Below are 19,419 nucleotides of genomic sequence, written 5' to 3' on the forward strand. Positions count from 1 at the left end.
CCGGTCACGCCCGCACGTCTGCCGGAGCAGCGTCCGGCGAACCGGCGGCGTCGGCCTCGTCGAGCCCCGCACCCTTCGTCTCACGGACGAAGAAGAGCGCGACCACGGTCACCACGGCGGCGAGCGTCAGGTAGAGCCCGACCCAGACGATCGTGCCGTCCGGCTGCCACAGCGCCAGGGCGATCGTCGGCGCGAGCGACGCCCCGAGGATCGACGCCACGTTGTAGGCGATCGCCGACCCGGTGTAGCGGACGTTCGTCGGGAAGAGCTCCGGCAGCAGGGCCCCCATCGGACCGAACGTCAGGCCCATGAGCGAGAGCCCCACGACCAGGAACGTGACGACGGTGATCGGCCCGGTCGACGCGGCGAACCAGAACTGGAACGTCAGGCCGAACAGGGCGATGCCGATCGTGGTGGGGATCAGCGTGCGTCGGCGGCCGTACCTGTCGGCGAGCCACCCGGCGATCGGGGTGAAGACGCCGAAGAACACGACGCCGATCATGAGCAGCGTGAGGAACTCGCCCCGGCTGTACCCGAGGCCGACCTTCGGCACCAGCGGGCCGGCCTCGGCGGCGGTGGTGCCGTAGGACAGCGTGAACGTCGTCATGAAGTAGAAGAGCACGTAGGTCGCGACCATGCCGAAGGTGCCCACGATCAGGGCCTTCCACGAGGTGCGGAACACCCGTCCGAGCGGCACCTTGGCGACCGAGCCGGACTCCTGCACGCCGCGGAACACCGTGGACTCGACGAGCTTGAACCGGACGTAGAGGCCGACGATCACGAGGACGGCCGAGAGCAGGAACGGGATGCGCCAGCCCCACGCCTGGAAGTCGGCGTTCGGGGTGCCGTCCGCACCGGCGGGCATCGCGGCGTTGATCGCGATGAACAGGCCGTTCGCGAGCAGGAAGCCGATCGGGGCGCCGAGCTGCGGCATCGACCCGAACACACCGCGCTTGCCCTTCGGCGCGTTCTCGGTCGCGAGCAGCGCCGCGCCGGACCACTCGCCGCCGAGCCCGACGCCCTGGGCGAAGCGCATCACGGCGAGCAGGACCGGTGCCCAGATGCCGATCGACGCGAAGGTCGGCAGGCAGCCGATCAGGAACGTGGCGGTCCCCATCACGAGCAGTGACGCGACGAGGGTGGCCTTGCGACCGACACGGTCGCCGAAGTGGCCGAAGACGATCGACCCCACCGGGCGGGCGAAGAACGCCAGGGCGAACGTGACGAAGGACGACAGCTGCGAGGCCGTCGGGTCCTCGTTGGGGAAGAACAGCGTGGGGAAGACGAGGACGGCGGCGGTCGCGTAGACGTAGAAGTCGTAGAACTCGATGGAGGTTCCGACGAGGCTGGCGATGATCACGCGGGAGCGCGGGTTGCCGGTGGCCTTCGTGTCGGTCGTGGCGGCGGGTGCCGGGGCGGCGGTCATGTACGGGGACTCCGAGGGGAGCACTCACGAGGAGCGCGGCGGTGTACCGAGGCTGCGGACACCGGTCGGTCGCGCGGGGTGGCGCGGGCTCGGACCGGGTGCGTTCGGTGGGTGGTGGACCGCTCGTGACGGAACCCTCACCTTACGACACCCGTCGCGCAGCTGGAAATCGGCCGGAAGGCCCGTGGCAGCGTCCGCGCGTCGCGGAGCGTCCGTCAGCCGCCGCCACCGCCGTCAGCCGGCCACGACCGTCAGCGGGCCACCGCCGTCAGCTGGTCGCGCCGGTCTCCAGGTGCGCGGGCAGCTGGTGGCCCATGCGGTCGCGCTTGGTGTCGAGGTACCCGGCGTTCTGCGCGACGACGCCGACCACGAGCGGGACCAGCGACGACACCGCGATGCCGTGCTCCTCGAGCTGCCGACGCTTCTCGGGGTTGTTCGAGAGCAGTCGGACGCGGGCGATGCCGAGGTCGGTGAGGATGCCCGCCGCACCGCCGTACTCGCGGGAGTCGGCCGGCAGTCCGAGCGCGAGGTTCGCGTCGAGCGTGTCGAGACCGTCCTCCTGCAGGCGGTAGGCCTTGAGCTTGTTGATCAGCCCGATGCCGCGTCCCTCCTGCCCGCGCAGGTAGATCACGACCCCGCCCTCGGTGGCGATGGTGTCGAGCGCGGCGTCGAGCTGCGGCCCGCACTCGCACTTCAGCGACCCGAACGCCTCGCCGGTCAGGCACTCCGAGTGCACGCGGACCAGGGCGTCGTCCCCGGGGGCCGATCCGTCGGGCAGCGCGGCGATGATCGCGACGTGCTCGGCGCTCGTGACGAGGTCGCGGTAGGCCCGCATCTCGAACGTGCCGTGGGTGGTCGGGACGGTGGTCGCGACCTCGAACTGCACCGGGCTGCCCGGGGTGGGGGAGGTGAGGGCGTCGGTCATGGGGTGCTCCGGTCGTTCTGTGCCTGGTCGGCGGTCCTGGTCGTCGCGGCCGTCGACGTCGCGTCGTCGGCACGGGCGGTCCGGGCGCGGTGGGGTCGAGCGCGGACCAGGAGGTCGGGTCCCAGGCTGGTGGTCGATGTGATGTCCAACGGGTGGCGGTCGCCGATGCTTCCCACGCCGACGTCACCGATCGCGACGCGCGGGCCACCGAGCAGCACGGGCGCGAGGTACACGAGCAGCTCGTCGACGAGGCCCGCGGCGACGAGCGCCGAGGCCACGGTGGGACCGCCCTCGACGAGGACGCTGTGCACGCCGTGGTCACGCAGGGTGCGCAGCGCGGCGGCGAGGTCGTGCCCCGGCAGGGCGAGCAGGCCGCGTGGGTGGCGTCGGACGGCCGCGTCGTCGGGTACCGGGCGGTCGCCGACGACGACGGGGAGCGGCTGGTCGGCGAGCAGTTCGCCGGCGTCGCCGCGTGCGGTGAGGCTCGGGTCGTCGGCGAGCACGGTGCCGGTGCCGACCAGGATCGCGTCGTGGGCGGCACGCTGCTCGTGCACGTGCTGTCGGGCTGCCGCGCCGGTGATCCACTTGCTCGTGCCGTCGGCGGCGGCCGCGCGACCGTCGAGGCTCGACGCCCACTTCACGGTCACCCACGGGCGCCCGGTGCGGACGGACAGCAGCCAGCGCTCGAGGAACGCCTCGGCCTCGTCGGCGAGGACGCCGCTGACGACCTCGACGCCGGACGTCCGCAGTCGCTCGGCCCCGCCGCTCGCCTGCTCACCCGGGTCGTCGACGGCGTAGACGACGCGGCCGACGCCGGCCTCGATCAGGGCGAGCGCGCAGGGGCCGGTGCGACCGACGTGGTTGCACGGCTCGAGCGTCACGACGGCGGTGGCGCCCCGCAGCTGTTCGGCGGGCACCTTCGCCATCGCGTCGACCTCGGCGTGCGGGGTCCCCGCGCCCTTGTGCCAGCCCTCGGCGAGGACGTCCCCGGCGGGGGAGAGCAGCACGGCACCGACGCGGGCGTGGTCACCGACGACCGGTCCGAGCGCGGCGAGCTCGAGGGCGCGGCGCATCGCCCGGAGTTCCTCGGGGCGGGCGCGCGGGTCGGACGGCGACATCACGCTCCGACACTACCGACGAGGCGTCGATGACGCGTCACCTTGCTGTCCCCTGTCAGCGAACGACGCCGCGGGCCAGGGCAGGTCGGACGCAGGGACGCCGTCGGCGCGACGGAGGCCGGTCCACGCGGTCGTCGGCCCGCCGTCCCGGTCGGGGATCCGGGCGGTCCCGGTGCCCGTGAACGCGAAGCCGCCGGCGCGGGCCACCGAGGCGGAGCCGACGTTGCCCTCGTAGCACTCCCAGTACACGTCGGGCGCCCCCTGGGAGAACGCCCACGCGACGACGAGCTCCACCGCCGCGTGCATCAGGCCCTGGCCTCGGGCCGTCGGTGCGAGCCAGAAGCCGAGGTCGCGGTGCTCGGTGCGGAACGACACCACACCCTCGAGCCACGTCGACCCCGGGCGCCGGATGCCCCACGTGTACTCGCGGTCGGACGCCCACCCCGGGCCGACCAGCGCGTCGACGAAGGTCTGCGCGTCGCGGTCCGTGTACGGCGTCGGGACGGTCGTCCACCGCACGACCGACGGGTCCTGGCAGCCCCGCGTGATGGCCGCGGTGTCGGACCGGGTCGGCACCGTGAGGTGCACCCGGTCCGACGACAGCGTCACGGGGAGCATCGTCAGCCGCCCGAGCGGGGCACGAAGCCGATGCGGTCGTACACGCGGGCGAGCGTGGCCTGCGCGATGGACTCGGCACGCTCGGCGCCGACGGCGAGCAGCCGGTCGAGCTCCGCAGGGTCGTCGAGCAGTTCGAGCGTCCGCGCGCGCACGGGCTCGAGCTCGGCGACGACGGCGTCGGCCACGGCACCCTTGAGGTCGCCGTAGCCCTTGCCGACGAACTGTTCCTCGAGCGCCGCGACCGGGGTCCGCGTGAACGCCGACAGGATCGCGAGCAGGTTGGTCACGCCGGGCTTCTCCTGGCGGTCCGCCCGGATCTCGCGCTCGGTGTCGGTGACGGCGGAGCGGATCTTCTTCGCGGTGCGCTTCGGGTCGTCGAGCAGGCGGATGAGGCCGTTGTCCGACGCGGCGGACTTGCTCATCTTGCTCGTCGGGTCCTGCAGGTCGTAGATGCGTGCGGTCTCGGTGCCGATCTGCGCCTTCGGGACGACGAAGGTGTCGCCGAAGCGGGAGTTGAACCGGGTCGCCAGGTCCCGCGTCAGCTCGACGTGCTGCCGCTGGTCGTCGCCGACCGGCACGACGGCGGTGTCGTAGAGCAGGATGTCCGCCGCCATGAGGATCGGGTACGTGAAGAGCCCGACCGAGGCCGCTTCGGTGCCCTGCCGTGCCGACTTGTCCTTGAACTGGGTCATCCGGCTCGCCTCGCCGAACCCCGTCAGGGTGTTCAGCACCCAGGCGAGTTCGGCGTGCGCCGGCACGTGCGACTGCACGAACAGGGTCGACTTCGTCGGGTCGATGCCGGAGGCGATGTACTGCGCCGCGGTCGCCCGGGTGCTCGCACGGAGCTCCGCGGGGTCCTGCGGGGAGGTGATCGCGTGCATGTCGACCACGCAGTAGATGGCGTCGTGGTCGTCCTGCAGGTCGCGCCACTGCATGAGTGCCCCGACGTAGTTGCCGAGGTGGAGGGATCCGGCCGACGGCTGGATGCCCGAGAAGATGCGCGTCTTGGTCATGAGGGTGTTCCTGTACTGCGTGGAGGGGAAGGGATCAGAGCTCGTAGTCGACGACCACGGGGGCGTGGTCGGACCATCGCTGGTCGTACGCCGCAGCGCGGTCGACCGTGGAGCTCGTGACCTTCGCGGCGAGGTCGGGGGTGGCCACCTGGTAGTCGATGCGCCATCCGGAGTCGTTGTCGAACGCCTGCCCGCGCCACGACCACCACGTGTAGGGACCGTCGACGTCGCCGGCCTGCTCACGGCCGACGTCGACCCAACCGAGACCCGGCGCGGTGGACCCGTCGGCGCCCTCGACCTGCTCGCCCTCGGCGCCGAAGAACCGCGAGAAGTAGGCGCGCTCCCGCGGCAGGAAGCCGGCGCGCTTGACGTTGCCCTTCCAGTTCTTGATGTCGCGCTGGTCGTGCCCGACGTTGAGGTCGCCGACGACGACCGCGAGCGGGTTGTGCTCGCGCAGCGCGGGGAGCCGCTCGGTCATCCCGTCGAGGAACTTCCACTTCTCGTCCTGCTTGGGGGTGTCGACCTCGCCCGAGTGGACGTAGCAGGACACCACCGTGACCGTGGTGCCGTCGAGCTCGTAGTCGGCCTCGATCCAGCGCCCGGCGGAGTCGAAGTCGGACGGCCCGAGCTCGACGCGGTGGACGTGCGCCCGGTGCCGCGAGGCGATCGCCACCCCCGCGCGGCCCTTCGCCGTCGCGGGGTCGTGCACGATGTCCCACTCGTCGCCGAGCAGCCCCGCCAGGTCGTCGGTCGAGGCACGGACCTCCTGCAGGGCGAGCACGTCGACGTCGCGGGTGGCGAGCCAGTCGCCCATGCCCTTCCGGAACGCGGCGCGGACGCCGTTCACGTTGACGGATGCGAGGCGCAGGCGTGTCATGCCGACCACCCTACCGACGCGGGCCGACGGCTCCGTCGCAGCCCGTCGCCGTGGGTCGCGACAGACGGACGGGAGGCACGGTGCCAGCTGGCACCGTGCCTCCCGTCCGTCACGTGGTCGCGTCGCGCGACCGACCTGCTCAGGCCGCGTCGTGGTCCGTCTGCAGGAACTCGACCAGGCTGTCGGCCGTCGTCTCGGCGTCGTCGCCGGTCACCGTGAGGGTGACCTCGTCGCCGTTCTCGATGCCCAGGCCGAGGAGCGCGAGGATGCTGCCCGCGTTGCCGGACTTGTCGCCCTTGGCGATCGTCACCTGGTGACCGGACGCGGTGACGGTCTGGACGAAGAGGGACGCGGGGCGGGCGTGCAGGCCGGACGCGCTGGCGACGGTGACGGTGCGGGTGGCTTCGGACATCGATGGACTCCTGTCGACGGGTGGTGCGCTCATGCTAGCGAGCGCGTGGTGGGCGGTCCCGGGGACCGGCGCCGGTCAGTCGCGACCGGGCCAGAGGACCTCGGTGCCGGCGGCCTCGACCTCGCGCACGAGGTCGGCGTTCACGCCGGGGTCGGTGATGATCGTGTCGATCGCGGCGAGCGGCGCGACGCGACCGAACTCCTCGCGGCCGAACTTGGTGTGGTCCGCGAGCAGGATGCTCCTGCGGGCGGACTTGATCATCGCGCTCTTCACGGCGGCCTCGGCCATGTTGTGGGTCGTCAGCCCGCGCTCGGGCGTGATGCCGTTGATGCTGATGAAGGCGACGTCGACGCTGACCATGCCGATGAGCTGGTGCGTCCACGTGCCGACGCCGGCGAGCGAGTCGCTGCGGATGTTGCCACCGAGCAGGTGCAGGTCGATGCCGGACCGGTTCGCGACGGCCATGGCGACCGGCAGCGAGTGGGTCACGACGGTGAGCCCGCGGTCGGTGGGGAGCATCTCGGCCAGGCAGATCGTCGAGGTCCCGGCGTCGATCATCACCGAGCCGTTCTCCGGCAGCTCGGCGAGGGCCGCCTCGGCGATGACCATCTTCTCGGCCTGGTTGATGCCGCCTCGGTCGCCGACGCCCGGGTGCAGGGTGATCCGCTCGACGGGGATCGCGCCACCGTGTGCACGACGGACGAGCCCACGGCGCTCCAGGCTGGTGAGGTCACGACGGATGGTCTCGGGCGTGACCTCGAGCAGCTCGGCGAGGTCCTTCACGTCGACCCGTCCCTGCGACCTGGCGCGTTCGACGATGCGCTGGTGGCGCTCTGGTGCGTACATGGACCTCGTCGTCTCGGTCGATCGGCCTGCTCGGAACAGAACGGGCATGCTCGGGCAGATCGGCGCCGGATCCGTCCGGATCGCTTCGTCCGCCAGACGCAAACGGGCATCTGTTTCTGCATTTTTATCCCCGGATGTGTTTGTTTGTCAACGCGGATCGGGGTAGTGTGCTGCCAAGCCGCACGGGCGTGGTCCGTTCGTGTCGCTGCGCACCGAACGAACCACCCCCACCGTGAGCGCGTGGAGATGAAGGAGTCTCGAATGTCCGAACTGCTCGGCACCGGCGTCGGCCGTGGCGTCGCCCACGGCCCCGTGCTCCGCATGGCGGACCCGCTCGGCGAACCCTCGAAGGACGCGCTGGCCGGCACGGCGGACGACGCGAAGCACGCCGTCGCCGAGGGGCTCGCGGCCGTGGCCGAGGACCTCAACAAGCGCGGACAGCTCGCCGGCGGCGACGCCCAGGCCGTGCTCGAGGCGCAGGCGCTCATGGCGCAGGACCCGACGCTCCTCGACGACGTGCACGCCCGCATCGACGGCGGCACCAACGCCGAGCGTGCGGTGTTCGAGGCGTTCGGCCAGTTCCGTGACCTCCTCGTCGGCATGGGCGGCTACATGGGGGAGCGCGCGGCCGACCTCGACGACGTGGCGCAGCGCATCATCGCGAAGCTCCGCGGTGTCCCCGCCCCGGGCGTCCCCGAGTCGGACACCCCCTTCGTCCTCGTCGCCCGTGACCTGGCGCCGGCCGACACCGCGCTGCTCGACCTCGACAAGGTGCTCGCCCTCGTCACCCGTGACGGCGGCCCGACCTCCCACACCGCGATCCTCGCCCGTGCCAAGGGCATCACCGCGATCGTCGGCGTCACCGGCGCCGACGACCTGTCCGACGGCACCCACGTCGTCGTGGACGCCGCGGCCGGCACCGTCGTCACCGACCCGTCCACCGAGCTCGTGGCCGACGTCGACCAGCGCATCGCGGACCGCCTCGCCGCCGCCGCCGCACCGCTGACCGCCGGTGCACTCGCCGACGGCCACACCGTCCCGCTGCTCGCGAACCTCGGCAGCCCCGCCGACGCCGCCGGCGCCGTTGCTCTCGGTGCGGAGGGCGTGGGGCTCTTCCGCACCGAGTTCCTCTTCCTCGACTCGCCGAAGGCGCCGACCGTCGAGCAGCAGACCGAGTCCTACCGCCAGCTGCTCGAGGCGTTCCCCGGCAAGAAGGTCGTCGTCCGCGCGCTCGACGCCGGCGCGGACAAGCCGCTGCCCTTCCTCACCGACAAGGACGAGGAGAACCCGGCACTCGGCCGTCGCGGACTGCGCGCGCTGCGGAACCACGAGGAGGTCCTCCGCGACCAGCTCACCGCGCTCGCCCAGGCCGACGCGGCGACAGAGGCCGACCTCTGGGTGATGGCACCGATGGTCGCCGACGCCGAGGAGACCGAGTACTTCGTCGACCTGGCCCGCGAGCTCGGCATCCGCACCGCCGGTGTCATGGCCGAGGTGCCCTCGCTCGCACTCATGGCCGAGCAGGTCTTCACGAACGCCGACTTCGTGTCGATCGGCACGAACGACCTGACCCAGTACACGATGGCCGCCGACCGCATGCTCGGCACCGTCGCGTCCTACCAGGACCCGTGGCACCCCGCCGTGCTGCGCCTCGTCGCACAGCTCGGTGCGGCCGGCGCCGACGCGGGCAAGGCCGTGGGCATCTGCGGCGAGGCCGCGGCCGACCCGCTGCTCGCCGTCGTGCTCGTCGGCCTCGGCGCCACCACCCTGTCCATGACCCCCGCGGCCCTGGCCGACGTGCGCGCCGAACTCGGCAAGCACTCGCTCGAGCAGGCCCGCGAGATGGCGAAGGCGGCACTCGCCGCGAGCACCGCGGCGGCGGCCAAGTCCGCCGCGGCTGCCGCGCACGCCGTCTGACCCGACCAGCTCCACCCCACGCAGCACCCGCACCACCGCAGCACCAGCACCACCGCAGCACCAGCACCACCCAGCACCCCTTCACACCGCAGCAGCACCCATCACAGAAAGCCAGGCACATGACAACGTCGTCCGTTGCAGCGCCCGACGCACCCGCGAAGTCGCGGGGCGGCGCACGCGTCGCCGTCCAGAAGTTCGGCACGTTCCTCTCCGGCATGGTGATGCCGAACATCGCGATCTTCATCGCGTGGGGCCTCATCACCGCCTTCTTCATCGAGACCGGGTGGACGCCCGTGGGCGTCCTCGGCGGTTTCGGTGAGACCGACGGCGTGGCCAACATCGGTCTCGTCGGCCCGATCCTGACCTACCTCATCCCGCTCGCGATCGCCTTCCAGGGCGGCCGGATGATCTACGAGACCCGCGGCGCCGTCGTCGGCTCGATCATGGCGATGGGTGTCATCATCGGCGCCAACGGCACGATCATGATCCTCGGCGCGATGATCTGCGGCCCGCTCGGCGCGTGGCTCATCAAGCAGATCGACAAGATCTGGGACGGCAAGATCAAGCCCGGCTTCGAGATGCTCGTGAACAACTACGCGGCCGGCATCCTCGGCTTCGTGCTCGCGCTCGTCGGCTTCTTCTGGCTCGCGCCGCTGTTCAAGCTCATCGCCGAGGGCCTCGGTGCCGCGGTGAAGTTCCTGGTCGACAGCTCGCTCCTGCCGCTCGCCAGCGTCATCATCGAGCCCGCCAAGGTCTTCTTCCTGAACAACGCGATCAACCACGGCGTGCTCGACCAGCTCGGTGCGCAGCAGGTCCAGGAGTCGGGCAAGAGCATCCTGTTCCTGCTCGAGGCGAACCCCGGCCCGGGTCTCGGCATCCTGCTCGCCTTCACCTTCTTCGGTGTCGGCATCGCCCGCTCGACCGCTCCCGGTGCGATCCTCATCCAGTTCTTCGGCGGCATCCACGAGATCTACTTCCCGTACGTGCTGCAGAAGCCGGTCCTGTTCCTCGCCGTCATCCTCGGCGGTGCGACCGGTGTCGCCACCAACGTCGCGTTCCAGTCCGGCCTGGTCGCCCCGGCTTCGCCCGGTTCGATCATCGCCGTCCTCACCGCCACGGCGAAGGACAGCTACGTCGGCGTGATCCTCTCGGTGATCCTGTCCGCGGCGGTCTCGTTCGCGGTGGCCTCGTTCTTCCTGCTCGCCAGCCGCAAGCGTGACCTGGCGAACAACGGTGGCGACATGAGCGCCGCGATGGCGAAGCTCCAGGCCAACAAGGGCCGCGACGTCAACGCCGCGACCTCGGGCCTGCTCGGCAACAACGCGCCGGCCAACGACGAGGAGGCCGAGGCCGCGCTCGGTGGCGTCGGTTCGGCGTCCACCGCGACGGCGACCCGGGTCGAGAGCGTCGTGTTCGCCTGCGATGCGGGCATGGGCTCGAGCGCCATGGGCGCCAGCGTCCTGCGCAACAAGGTCAAGAAGGCGGGCATCGAGGGCGTCACGGTCGTCAACAAGGCGATCGCCAACCTCGACGGCACCGAGGACCTGATCATCACGCAGGAGGAACTGACCGACCGTGCGAAGCAGAAGAACCCGAACGCACAGCACGTGTCGGTCGGCAACTTCATGAACGCGCCGCAGTACGACCAGGTCGTCGACCAGCTCAAGAACCAGTAACGAAGTGCAGTATCGGAGGGGACGGGTGCGAACCCGTCCCCTCCACCACGTCCGTCGAGAACAAGGAGAACCCCGATGCCCGTCCTGCAGGAGAGCCAGATCCGCATCCACACCGAGGACACCGCCCCGACCAAGTCGGAGGCGATGAAGGAGGCGGCCGAGATCCTCGAGGCTGCGGGCGCGGTCACGGCGGACTACTACCCGGCGATGCTCGAGCGTGAGAAGAGCGTCTCGACGTACATGGGGAACTTCCTCGCCATCCCGCACGGCACGAACGACGCCAAGGACGCCATCAAGTCCTCGGCCCTGTCGTTCATCCGCTTCGCCACCCCGATCGACTGGGACGGCAACCCCGTGCGCTTCGTCGTCGGCATCGCCGGCGTGAACAACGAGCACCTCGACATCCTGTCGAAGATCGCGATCGTGTTCTCGGACGAGGACGAGGTCCAGAAGCTCACCGACGCGCCGGACACCGCCGCGATCCTGTCGATCCTCGGCGAGGTCAACGAGTGACCGGGACCGCCGTCCACTTCGGCGCCGGCAACATCGGGCGCGGCTTCGTCGGGCTCCTGCTCCACGAAGCCGGCTACGAGGTCGTCTTCGCGGACGTCGCCGCGCCGCTCATCGACGCCCTCGCCGCCGCCGAGTCGTACACCGTGCACGAGGTCGGCCAGGGCGCACAGGACCACGAGGTCACCGGCTTCCGTGCCGTGAACAGCGCGCAGGACGAGGCCGGCGTGGTCGCCGAGGTCGCCGCCGCCGACATCGTGACCTGCGCCGTCGGGCCGACCGTCCTGAAGTTCATCGCCCCGGTCATCGCGAAGGCGCTCCAGCAGCGCGACGCGGGTGCCGCGCCCCTCGCTGTCATGGCGTGCGAGAACGCGATCAACGCGACCGACCGCCTGCGCGAGTTCATCGTCGAGGCGCTCCCGGCCGAGTCGCGCGACGAGGCCCTGGCCAAGGCCGTGTTCGCGAACACCGCCGTCGACCGGATCGTCCCGGCCCAGCCCGAGGGCGCCGGCCTCGACGTGACGGTCGAGACGTACTTCGAGTGGGCCATCGACCGCACGCCCTTCGGCGGGAACGAGCCGGAGATCCCCGGTGCGCACTACGTCGACGGGCTCGCCGCGTCGATCGAGCGCAAGCTCTTCACGGTGAACACCGGACACGCCACGGTCGCGTACCACGGCTTCCTCGCCGGCGCCGACAAGATCTCGGACGCGATCGCGATCCCGGCCGTGCGGTCGGAGCTCGAGTCGGTGCTCGCCGAGACGAGCGACCTGCTGGTGCGTCGTCACGAGCTGGACCCCGAGGTGCACCGCTCGTACGTGCAGGCGATCATCGGCCGCTTCGAGAACCCGCACCTGCCCGACACGGTCACCCGCGTCGGTCGGCAGCCGCTCCGCAAGCTGTCGCGTGACGAGCGCTTCGTCTCGCCCGCGGCCGCCCTCGCCGAGGACGGCACCGAGCCGACCGCGCTGCTCGACGCGATGGGCGCCGCGCTGCGCTTCGACGTCGCCGACGACGAGCAGAGCGTCGAGCTGCAGCAGCTGCTGCGTTCGGACCGCTCGGACGCCGACGTGGCGACGGAGATCACCGGGCTCGACGCGCAGCACCCGCTGCACGCGGCGTTCACCGACCGGGTGCGGTCGGCGCGCGGCTGACGCGACGACACGACGCTCTGGAGGCGCGGTGCCGGCCGGCACCGCGCCTCCCGTGCGTCCGGGTACCGCGCCGCCCGCGAGACGCCGCGCTGCCCGCGAGACGCAGCCGGATCCGACGGTGTCTCGCCGACCCGGCGGCGTCTCGACGAGACGCCGCCGTCACGCTGCGGCGCCGCCCGGACCTGAGGGCAGGCCGGTCCCGGAGCGTAGCGTCCACCCCATGACGAAGCACTGGGTCACCCCCGAGTTCGGCGGCAGCGAGGTCCTCGAGTACGTCGACGTCGAGGTGCCCGCCCCCGGCACCGGCGAGGTCACGATCGACGTCCGTGCCGCCGGCATGAACCCCGCCGACACGAAGCACACCCGGCAGGGTGACCCGTCCGACCTGCCGATCGCGGTCGGGTACGAGGTGTCCGGCGTGATCAGCGCGGTCGGCCCCGGCACCGAGATCGCCTCGGGCGGGGGAGCGGTCGGCGACGAGGTCCTCGCCTTCCGGGTCGAGGGCGGCTGGGCCGAGCGCATCACCGTCCCGGCCGCGGACGTCTTCGCCAAGCCCGCGTCGCTCGACCACCCGCAGGCCGCGAACCTGCTGCTCGCCGGGACCACCGCCGCCGACATGATCCGGGTCACCCGTGCCGAGGGACGCGACACGGTCCTGGTGCACGGCGCCTCCGGTGCGGTCGGGGTCGCCGTCCTGCAGCTCCTCCGCCAGCTCGGCACACGCGTCATCGGCACCGCCTCGGAACGCAACGCCGAGACCGTCCGCCGCTTCGGGGGCGAGTGGGTCGCGTACGGCGACGGCCTGGAGGCGCGCGTCCGGGACCTCGCACCCTCCGGTGTGGACGTGGCGCTGGACTGCGTCGGGACGGACGAGGCGGTCGACGTGTCGCTGGCACTCGTCGCCGACCGCTCCCGAATCCTGACCATCGCGGCCTTCGGCCGCGCGCAGCAGGACGGCTTCCCCGCGGTGGGCGGTGCGCAGCCGGAGAGCCAGGCCTTCCGGGACTCCGTGCGGCAGCGGCTGGTCGACCTCGCCGCGGCGGGGGAGCTCGAGGTGCCGGTGGCCCGGACGTTCCCGTTGGCCGAGGCGAAGGCCGCGGCGGAGCTGCTCGAGTCGCAGCACGCGGGTGGCAAGCTCGCACTGATCCCGTGACCGCACTCGGTTCTGGTTGACTCGACGGGTACGTCGCACGACCGAACACCACGAGGGGGATCACGTGAGCGACCAACGACCGTCCGATCGACCGGGACCGACGGGCCCACCGTCGGCACCGCAGTACCAGCAGCCGCAGTACCAGCAGCCGCAGTACCAGCAGACGCAGTACGACCAGCCGCCGCAGTTCCGACCGCAGGGCCAGGCGCTGTTCGAGCGTTCGGCGCCGGTGGGACCGGACGGGCGCCCTCCGCTCTGGGCACCCTGGTACGGCATCGGCTTCGTCCAGGCGTACGCGCGCTACTGGAGGAAGTACGTCCGCTTCGACGGGCGCGCGAGCCGCAGCGAGTTCTGGTGGGTGTACCTCTGGAACGTCGCGATCTCCGTCGTGCTGGGCGCGATCTGGGGCATCGGCTTCGCGCAGTCCGGCCGTGAGACGTACGTGACGCCGTCCGGGGTCGAGACGGTCGTCAGCGAGCCGTCCGCGCTGTTCTTCATCATGGGGTACGTGGGGTCCCTGTGGATGCTCGTGATCGTCCTGCCCTCGATCGCCCTGGCGTGGCGACGCCTGCACGACGCGAACCTGGCGGGCCCGTTCTTCTTCCTCGGCTTGGTCCCGTTCTTCGGCGGGATCGCGCTCCTCGTCTTCACCCTGCTCGACTCCAAGCCCGCAGGCGCCCGCTTCGACCGACCGGAGGGATCGCGGTGACGAACGGCGAGCAGTACGACCGGAACCCTGAGCAGCCGCAGCCGCAGCCGCAGCCGCAGCCGCAGCCGCAGCAGCCGCAGCAGCCGCAGCAGCCGTACGGCCAGCAGCAGCCGTACGGCCAGCCCTACCCCCAGCAGCAGCAGCCGTACGGCCAGCCGTACCCGCAGTACCAGCAGCAGGCGCCGATCCCGACGGACGCCAGCGGCGCCCCGCCGCTCTGGGCGCCCTGGTACGGCGCCGGGTTCCTCGACGCCTTCGTCCGGTTCTGGAAGAAGTACGCCCGGTTCGACGGGCGCGCGAGCCGCAGTGAGTTCTGGTGGTGGTACCTGGCGAACGCGATCGTGGTGACGGTCCTGTTCAGCGCGTACATCGCCTCGATCCTCGTCTGGGCGGCCGGGGCCACCACGACGGACGAGTACGGCACCACGACCTCGACCGGCGGCTTCCCGGCGGTCGCGCTCCTGTTCGCCGGGCTGCTCGGGCTGTGGGGACTCGCGACGTTCGTCCCGTCCCTCGCGCTCGGCTGGCGCCGCGTGCACGACGCCGGTCTCGCCGGCCCCTTCTGGCTGGTCTCCTTCGCGGCTGGGGTCGCCGGCATCGTCTTCGGGTGCCTGGAGTCGAGCCCCGCCGGGGCGCAGTACGACCGACCGGAGGCACCCGGCCCGCAGGTCTGAGCACCCGGACACGACGAAGCGGCCCCCCCGGCAGGGGTGGGCCGCTTCGTCACGTCAGGGAGATGGGCGGCGGCTCAGACCACCCGGAGACGGACCAGCGAACCGTCCACGACGAGGTCGCGCACCGTGACGGACGGGTCGGCCGTCGCGAACCGGAGCGCGCCTCCCGGCTGGTCGAACCAGGGTTGCACGAACGTGACCGTGACCATGAAGGGCCGGTCGACGACGTAGCGGTGCACCTCGGGTGCCGCCGCGACGTGCGGCGGCAGTGACCGCTGGGGGAGCGGGGTGTCGAGCGGGTGCAGCAGGTAGCCGTCGGGGCCGCCGACCCGGTCGACGGGGACGCCGGCCGGGATCTGGATGGTGAGCCCCTGCGGACCGGCCTGGCCGACCTGCTGTGCGAGCTGCGGGTACGTCGACGCAGCACGGTCACGCAGCCCGTCGAGCTCGTGCCGGGGGATGTCCCGCGGTGCCGGGAAGGCGCGGTTCAGGAAGCGGCGGAGCATCTCGACGGCGTCGTCCTCACCACGCGCGGTGGCGAGTCGGCGAGCGGTGCCGTAGTCGACGACCTCGAGCGCGAAGTCGCCGTGCGCCTCGGCCGGGACGACCCGGAGTGCACCCTCGACCGGGGGCTCGCCGAGCGTCTCACCGGGGAGCTGCACGTAGCGGATCGTGTAGCCGAGCTGGTCCAGGATGGGGCGGGTCTCCGCGAACGTCATGGGCGCGAGCCTACCGGCCGCTTCCATGCCGTTCGCCGAGACACCGCCGTGGCCCCGGTGGGTCGACGTCTCACACGCCGCCGCGCATGATCGCCTGCTTGACCTCGGAGATCGCCTTCGTCACCTGGATGCCGCGCGGGCAGGCGTCGGTGCAGTTGAAGGTGGTGCGGCACCGCCACACGCCCTCCTTGTCGTTGAGGATGTCGAGGCGCACGTTCGCCGAGTCGTCGCGCGAGTCGAAGATGAAGCGGTGTGCGTTGACGATCGCCGCCGGGCCGAAGTACTGCCCGTCGGTCCAGAACACGGGGCACGACGAGGTGCACGCGGCGCAGAGGATGCACTTCGTGGTGTCGTCGAACCGGGCGCGGTCGGCGACGGACTGCACGCGCTCCTTGCCCTTCTCCGGCTTGCTCGAGGCCTGCAGGAACGGCTGGACCTCGCGGTAGGACTGGAAGAACGGCTCCATGTCCACGACCAGGTCCTTCTCGAGCGGCAGGCCCTTGATCGCCTCGACGTAGATCGGCTTCGACACGTCGAGGTCCTTGATCAGGGTCTTGCACGCGAGCCGGTTGCGCCCGTTGATGCGCATCGCGTCCGAGCCGCACACGCCGTGCGCGCAGGACCGCCGGAACGTGAGCGAGCCGTCCTGCTCCCACTTGATCTGGTGCAGGGCGTCGAGGATGCGGTCCGTCGGCAGCATCATCACGTCGAAGTCCTGCCAGCGCGGCTCGTCGTCGACGTCCGGGTCGAACCGGCGGACGATGATCGTGACGGGGAACGATCCGGGAGGAGCGCTCTGCACGGTGTCGGTGCGCGGGCTGTCGGAGACCAGGGTGTCGGTCATCAGTACTTCCTCTCCATCGGCTCGTACCGCGTCACGACGACGGGCTTCCAGTCGAGTGTGATGTGGTCGTCGGCGAGTGACGAGTGCGGGTCGCCCGTCAGGTACGCCATGGTGTGCTGCATGTAGTTCTCGTCGTCGCGCTTCGGGTAGTCGTCGCGCATGTGGCCGCCTCGACTCTCCTTGCGGTTCCGCGCGGAGAACACGACCACCTCGGCCAGGTCGAGCAGGAACCCGAGTTCGACGGCCTCGAGCAGGTCGGTGTTGAAGCGCTTGCCCTTGTCCTGCACGGCGATGTTCAGGTACCGCTCGCGGAGCTGGTGGATCGTCTCGGTCATCTTGCCGAGCGACTCGTCCGTGCGGAACACCTGCGCGTTCTTGTCCATCTCGTCCTGCAGCTCCTTGCGGAGGACGGCGATGCGCTCGGTCCCGGTCGAGGCGCGGAGCTGGTCGAGCATCCCGCGGACGCCGGCGGCCGGGTCCTCGGGCAGGGGGAGGAACTCGGCGGTCTGCACCCACTCGGCCGCGTTGTTGCCTGAGCGCTTGCCGAAGACGTTGATGTCGAGCAGCGAGTTGGTGCCGAGGCGGTTCGAGCCGTGCACGGACACGCAGGCGCACTCGCCGGCGGCGTACAGTCCGGGCACGACCGTGGTGTTGTCGTAGAGCACCTCGGCGTTGGTGTTCGTCGGGATGCCGCCCATCGCGTAGTGCGCGGTCGGCATGACCGGCACCGGCTCGACGACCGGGTCGACACCGAGGTAGGTGCGGGCGAACTCGGTGATGTCCGGCAGCTTCGTCTCGAGCACCTCGGCACCGAGGTGGGTGCAGTCGAGGAGGACGTAGTCCTTGTTCGGACCGGCACCGCGCCCCTCGGCGACCTCCTGCACCATGCACCGGGCGACGATGTCGCGGGGCGCGAGGTCCTTGATGGTCGGGGCGTACCGCTCCATGAAGCGCTCGCCCGAGGCGTTGCGGAGGATCGCGCCCTCACCGCGGGCACCCTCGGTGAGCAGGATGCCGAGGCCGGCGAGGCCGGTCGGGTGGAACTGGAAGAACTCCATGTCCTCGAGCGGCAGGCCCTGGCGCCAGACGATGCCGACGCCGTCGCCGGTCAGGGTGTGGGCGTTCGAGGTCGTCTTGTACATCTTGCCGAAGCCGCCGGTCGCGAAGATCACGGCCTTGGCGTGGAAGACGTGCAGTTCACCGGTCGCGAGCTCGAAGGCGACGACGCCGGCGGGCTGCTGGCGGGTGACCCCGTCGTCGCCGACGACGTCGACCATGACGAGGTCCAGCGCGTAGAACTCGTTGTGGAACTCGACGCCGAGCTTGACGCAGTTCTGGAACAGCGTCTGCAGGATCATGTGGCCCGTGCGGTCGGCCGCGTAGCAGGCCCGGCGGACGGGGGCCTTGCCGTGGTCACGCGTGTGCCCACCGAAGCGCCGCTGGTCGATCTTGCCCTCGGGCGTGCGGTTGAACGGCAGGCCCATGTTCTCGAGGTCGATGACGGCGTCGATCGCCTCCTTCGCCAGGATCTCGGCGGCGTCCTGGTCGACCAGGTAGTCACCGCCCTTGATCGTGTCGAAGGTGTGCCACTCCCACGAGTCCTCCTCGACGTTGGCCAGGGCCGCAGCCATGCCGCCCTGGGCCGCACCGGTGTGCGAGCGCGTCGGGTAGAGCTTCGAGATGACGGCCGTCTTCGCCTTCGGGCCGGCTTCGATGGCGGCACGCATGCCGGCACCGCCCGCGCCGATGATGACGATGTCGTGCTGGTGGTGGTGGACGGTGGTCTCGCTCACTGGGGCCTTTCGGGGTGGGTCAGCGCGCCGGCGGGGTGGTCGCGGCGTGCGCGTGGGTCTACGGCGCGGTGCTCGTGGCCGAGCCGTGCTGCTACTGCGCGGGGCAGAACGACGGCAGGTCGGCAGCGGCGGCGCCGGCCGGGCACGGGTCGAACGTCCAGCAGACGAGCAGGCCGAGCACGACCAGCGCGACGCACGCGATGAGCACCGCGAGCAGCAGGGTCTTCCGGATGCCGGGCTTCGCGACGTAGTCGTTGATGATCGTCCGCATGCCGTTCGAGCCGTGCACGAGGGCGAGGACGAGCATCAGGGAGTCCCAGACCTGCCAGAAGGGGTTCGCCCACTTGCCGGCGACGAAGGCGAAGTCGATCTGCTTGACGCCTTCGCCGGCGACCATGTTGACGAAGAGGTGGCCGAAGATCAGCACGACGAGCAGGACGCCCGAGGCGCGCATGTAGATCCACCCCCACTTCTCCCAGTTGGTGGTGCGGCGGGCTGCTGCGGCCGAACGAGGCGGCTCGACGATCTGCGTGGTCATGTCCGTGGGTCCCTTCGCCTACTGGAAGTCCGCGACGAGATTCATGAGCTGACGGGGCAGGAAGCCCGCGATCAGGACGGCCCACACGACCAGGACGATCCAGAACATGGCGCGCTGGTACTTCGGCCCCTTCGACCAGAAGTCGACCAGGATGATCCGCAGCCCGTTCAGCGCGTGGAAGACGATCGCCATCACGAGCGCGATCTCACCGATGTTCATGATCGGCGTCTTGTAGGTGCCGATCACGGCGTTGTACGCCTCGGGGGACAGGCGCACCAGCGCGGTGTCGAGGATGTGCACGAGCAGGAAGAAGTAGATCGCGACACCGGTGATGCGGTGCAGCACCCAGGACCACATCCCCGTGGACCCGCGGTACAGCGTTCCTTCGAGCTTCCGGGACGCACGGGGCGCCTCGATCGTCACTCTCGGTTCGACGATCGTCGTCCCGCCTGCGGTCTGCTCGGCCATGAGCGAGTCCTCCCATAGGACGGGCTCGT

General features: G+C 71.0%; 19 protein-coding genes and 1 pseudogene. 7 read left to right on the forward strand and 13 right to left on the reverse strand.

Features of this window, described 5'->3' with window-relative positions:
• Nucleotides 1-4 precede the first annotated feature (4 nt).
• The 8 genes and pseudogenes from JOD95_RS12015 to JOD95_RS12050 all read right to left on the reverse strand — a co-directional run bounded on the left by JOD95_RS12015 (nt 5) and on the right by JOD95_RS12050 (nt 7,235).
• Entirely contained in the window at nt 5-1,426 is a 1,422-nt protein-coding gene (locus tag JOD95_RS12015; protein WP_066655129.1) for an MFS transporter, read from the reverse strand.
• A gap of 268 nt (nt 1,427-1,694) precedes the next feature.
• Nucleotides 1,695-2,318 (reverse strand): annotated as a pseudogene (gene ribA, locus JOD95_RS12020) (GTP cyclohydrolase II); the annotation flags it as partial.
• A gap of 29 nt (nt 2,319-2,347) precedes the next feature.
• Nucleotides 2,348-3,469, reverse strand: a complete 1,122-nt coding sequence (gene ribD / locus JOD95_RS12025; protein ID WP_081984948.1) for a bifunctional diaminohydroxyphosphoribosylaminopyrimidine deaminase/5-amino-6-(5-phosphoribosylamino)uracil reductase RibD — start codon at nt 3,467-3,469, stop codon at nt 2,348-2,350.
• Nucleotides 3,470-3,481: 12 nt separating this feature from the next.
• Nucleotides 3,482-4,078, reverse strand: coding sequence for a GNAT family N-acetyltransferase (locus JOD95_RS12030; protein ID WP_209685114.1), 597 nt, complete (start codon nt 4,076-4,078; stop codon nt 3,482-3,484).
• Nucleotides 4,079-4,089: 11 nt separating this feature from the next.
• Nucleotides 4,090-5,100, reverse strand: coding sequence for a tryptophan--tRNA ligase (gene trpS, locus JOD95_RS12035; RefSeq protein WP_209685115.1), 1,011 nt, complete (start codon nt 5,098-5,100; stop codon nt 4,090-4,092).
• A 34-nt stretch (nt 5,101-5,134) separates the two neighbouring features.
• On the reverse strand, nt 5,135-5,977 hold the full coding sequence (locus tag JOD95_RS12040; RefSeq protein WP_209685117.1) for an exodeoxyribonuclease III: 843 nt from the start codon (nt 5,975-5,977) through the stop codon (nt 5,135-5,137).
• A 139-nt stretch (nt 5,978-6,116) separates the two neighbouring features.
• Entirely contained in the window at nt 6,117-6,389 is a 273-nt protein-coding gene (locus JOD95_RS12045) for an HPr family phosphocarrier protein (protein WP_066655121.1), read from the reverse strand.
• A 75-nt stretch (nt 6,390-6,464) separates the two neighbouring features.
• Nucleotides 6,465-7,235, reverse strand: coding sequence for a DeoR/GlpR family DNA-binding transcription regulator (locus tag JOD95_RS12050; protein WP_058728882.1), 771 nt, complete (start codon nt 7,233-7,235; stop codon nt 6,465-6,467).
• A 261-nt stretch (nt 7,236-7,496) separates the two neighbouring features.
• Here JOD95_RS12050 and ptsP point away from each other — a divergent pair, with 261 nt between their 5' ends.
• The 7 genes from ptsP (at nt 7,497) to JOD95_RS12085 (ending at nt 15,028) form a co-directional block, all read left to right on the forward strand.
• Nucleotides 7,497-9,152, forward strand: a complete 1,656-nt coding sequence (gene ptsP, locus JOD95_RS12055; protein ID WP_209685118.1) for a phosphoenolpyruvate--protein phosphotransferase — start codon at nt 7,497-7,499, stop codon at nt 9,150-9,152.
• A 119-nt stretch (nt 9,153-9,271) separates the two neighbouring features.
• Nucleotides 9,272-10,828 carry a PTS mannitol transporter subunit IICB gene (locus JOD95_RS12060; RefSeq protein ID WP_066655119.1) on the forward strand — a complete coding sequence of 519 codons (1,557 nt, stop codon included), beginning with the start codon at nt 9,272-9,274 and terminating at the stop codon, nt 10,826-10,828.
• Nucleotides 10,829-10,903: 75 nt separating this feature from the next.
• Nucleotides 10,904-11,341: a PTS sugar transporter subunit IIA gene (locus JOD95_RS12065; RefSeq protein WP_209685120.1), complete on the forward strand. Its 438-nt coding sequence runs from the start codon at nt 10,904-10,906 to the stop codon at nt 11,339-11,341.
• On the forward strand, nt 11,338-12,492 hold the full coding sequence (locus tag JOD95_RS12070; RefSeq protein ID WP_209685121.1) for a mannitol-1-phosphate 5-dehydrogenase: 1,155 nt from the start codon (nt 11,338-11,340) through the stop codon (nt 12,490-12,492). The genes JOD95_RS12065 and JOD95_RS12070 overlap by 4 nt, the downstream gene beginning before the upstream one ends.
• 220 nt (nt 12,493-12,712) lie before the next feature.
• Nucleotides 12,713-13,645, forward strand: a complete 933-nt coding sequence (locus JOD95_RS12075; RefSeq protein ID WP_209685123.1) for an NADP-dependent oxidoreductase — start codon at nt 12,713-12,715, stop codon at nt 13,643-13,645.
• A 64-nt stretch (nt 13,646-13,709) separates the two neighbouring features.
• Nucleotides 13,710-14,354 (forward strand): DUF805 domain-containing protein, encoded by a 645-nt coding sequence (locus tag JOD95_RS12080; RefSeq protein ID WP_307810435.1) that lies wholly within the window; start codon nt 13,710-13,712, stop codon nt 14,352-14,354.
• Nucleotides 14,351-15,028 carry a DUF805 domain-containing protein gene (locus JOD95_RS12085; protein WP_307810436.1) on the forward strand — a complete coding sequence of 226 codons (678 nt, stop codon included), beginning with the start codon at nt 14,351-14,353 and terminating at the stop codon, nt 15,026-15,028. Before JOD95_RS12080 ends, JOD95_RS12085 begins: the two co-directional genes overlap by 4 nt.
• Before the next feature lie 74 nt (nt 15,029-15,102).
• On the opposite strand, the gene JOD95_RS12090 is transcribed toward JOD95_RS12085, so the two are convergent.
• The 5 genes from JOD95_RS12090 to sdhC all read right to left on the reverse strand — a co-directional run bounded on the left by JOD95_RS12090 (nt 15,103) and on the right by sdhC (nt 19,390).
• Nucleotides 15,103-15,747 carry a glycohydrolase toxin TNT-related protein gene (locus JOD95_RS12090; RefSeq protein ID WP_066655114.1) on the reverse strand — a complete coding sequence of 215 codons (645 nt, stop codon included), beginning with the start codon at nt 15,745-15,747 and terminating at the stop codon, nt 15,103-15,105.
• 70 nt (nt 15,748-15,817) lie between these two features.
• Entirely contained in the window at nt 15,818-16,591 is a 774-nt protein-coding gene (locus tag JOD95_RS12095; protein WP_066655113.1) for a succinate dehydrogenase iron-sulfur subunit, read from the reverse strand.
• Nucleotides 16,591-18,384: a succinate dehydrogenase flavoprotein subunit gene (gene sdhA, locus JOD95_RS12100; protein ID WP_066655109.1), complete on the reverse strand. Its 1,794-nt coding sequence runs from the start codon at nt 18,382-18,384 to the stop codon at nt 16,591-16,593. The genes JOD95_RS12095 and sdhA overlap by 1 nt, the downstream gene beginning before the upstream one ends.
• 91 nt (nt 18,385-18,475) lie before the next feature.
• Complete coding sequence (gene sdhD, locus JOD95_RS12105; protein ID WP_066655106.1) at nt 18,476-18,922, reverse strand: succinate dehydrogenase, hydrophobic membrane anchor protein; 447 nt, start codon at nt 18,920-18,922, stop codon at nt 18,476-18,478.
• 18 nt (nt 18,923-18,940) lie between these two features.
• Nucleotides 18,941-19,390 (reverse strand): succinate dehydrogenase, cytochrome b556 subunit, encoded by a 450-nt coding sequence (gene sdhC, locus JOD95_RS12110; protein WP_209685124.1) that lies wholly within the window; start codon nt 19,388-19,390, stop codon nt 18,941-18,943.
• Between the last annotated feature and the right edge of the window lie 29 nt (nt 19,391-19,419).

This window comes from Curtobacterium sp. 1310, from assembly GCF_017834105.1.
GTDB lineage: Bacteria > Actinomycetota > Actinomycetes > Actinomycetales > Microbacteriaceae > Curtobacterium.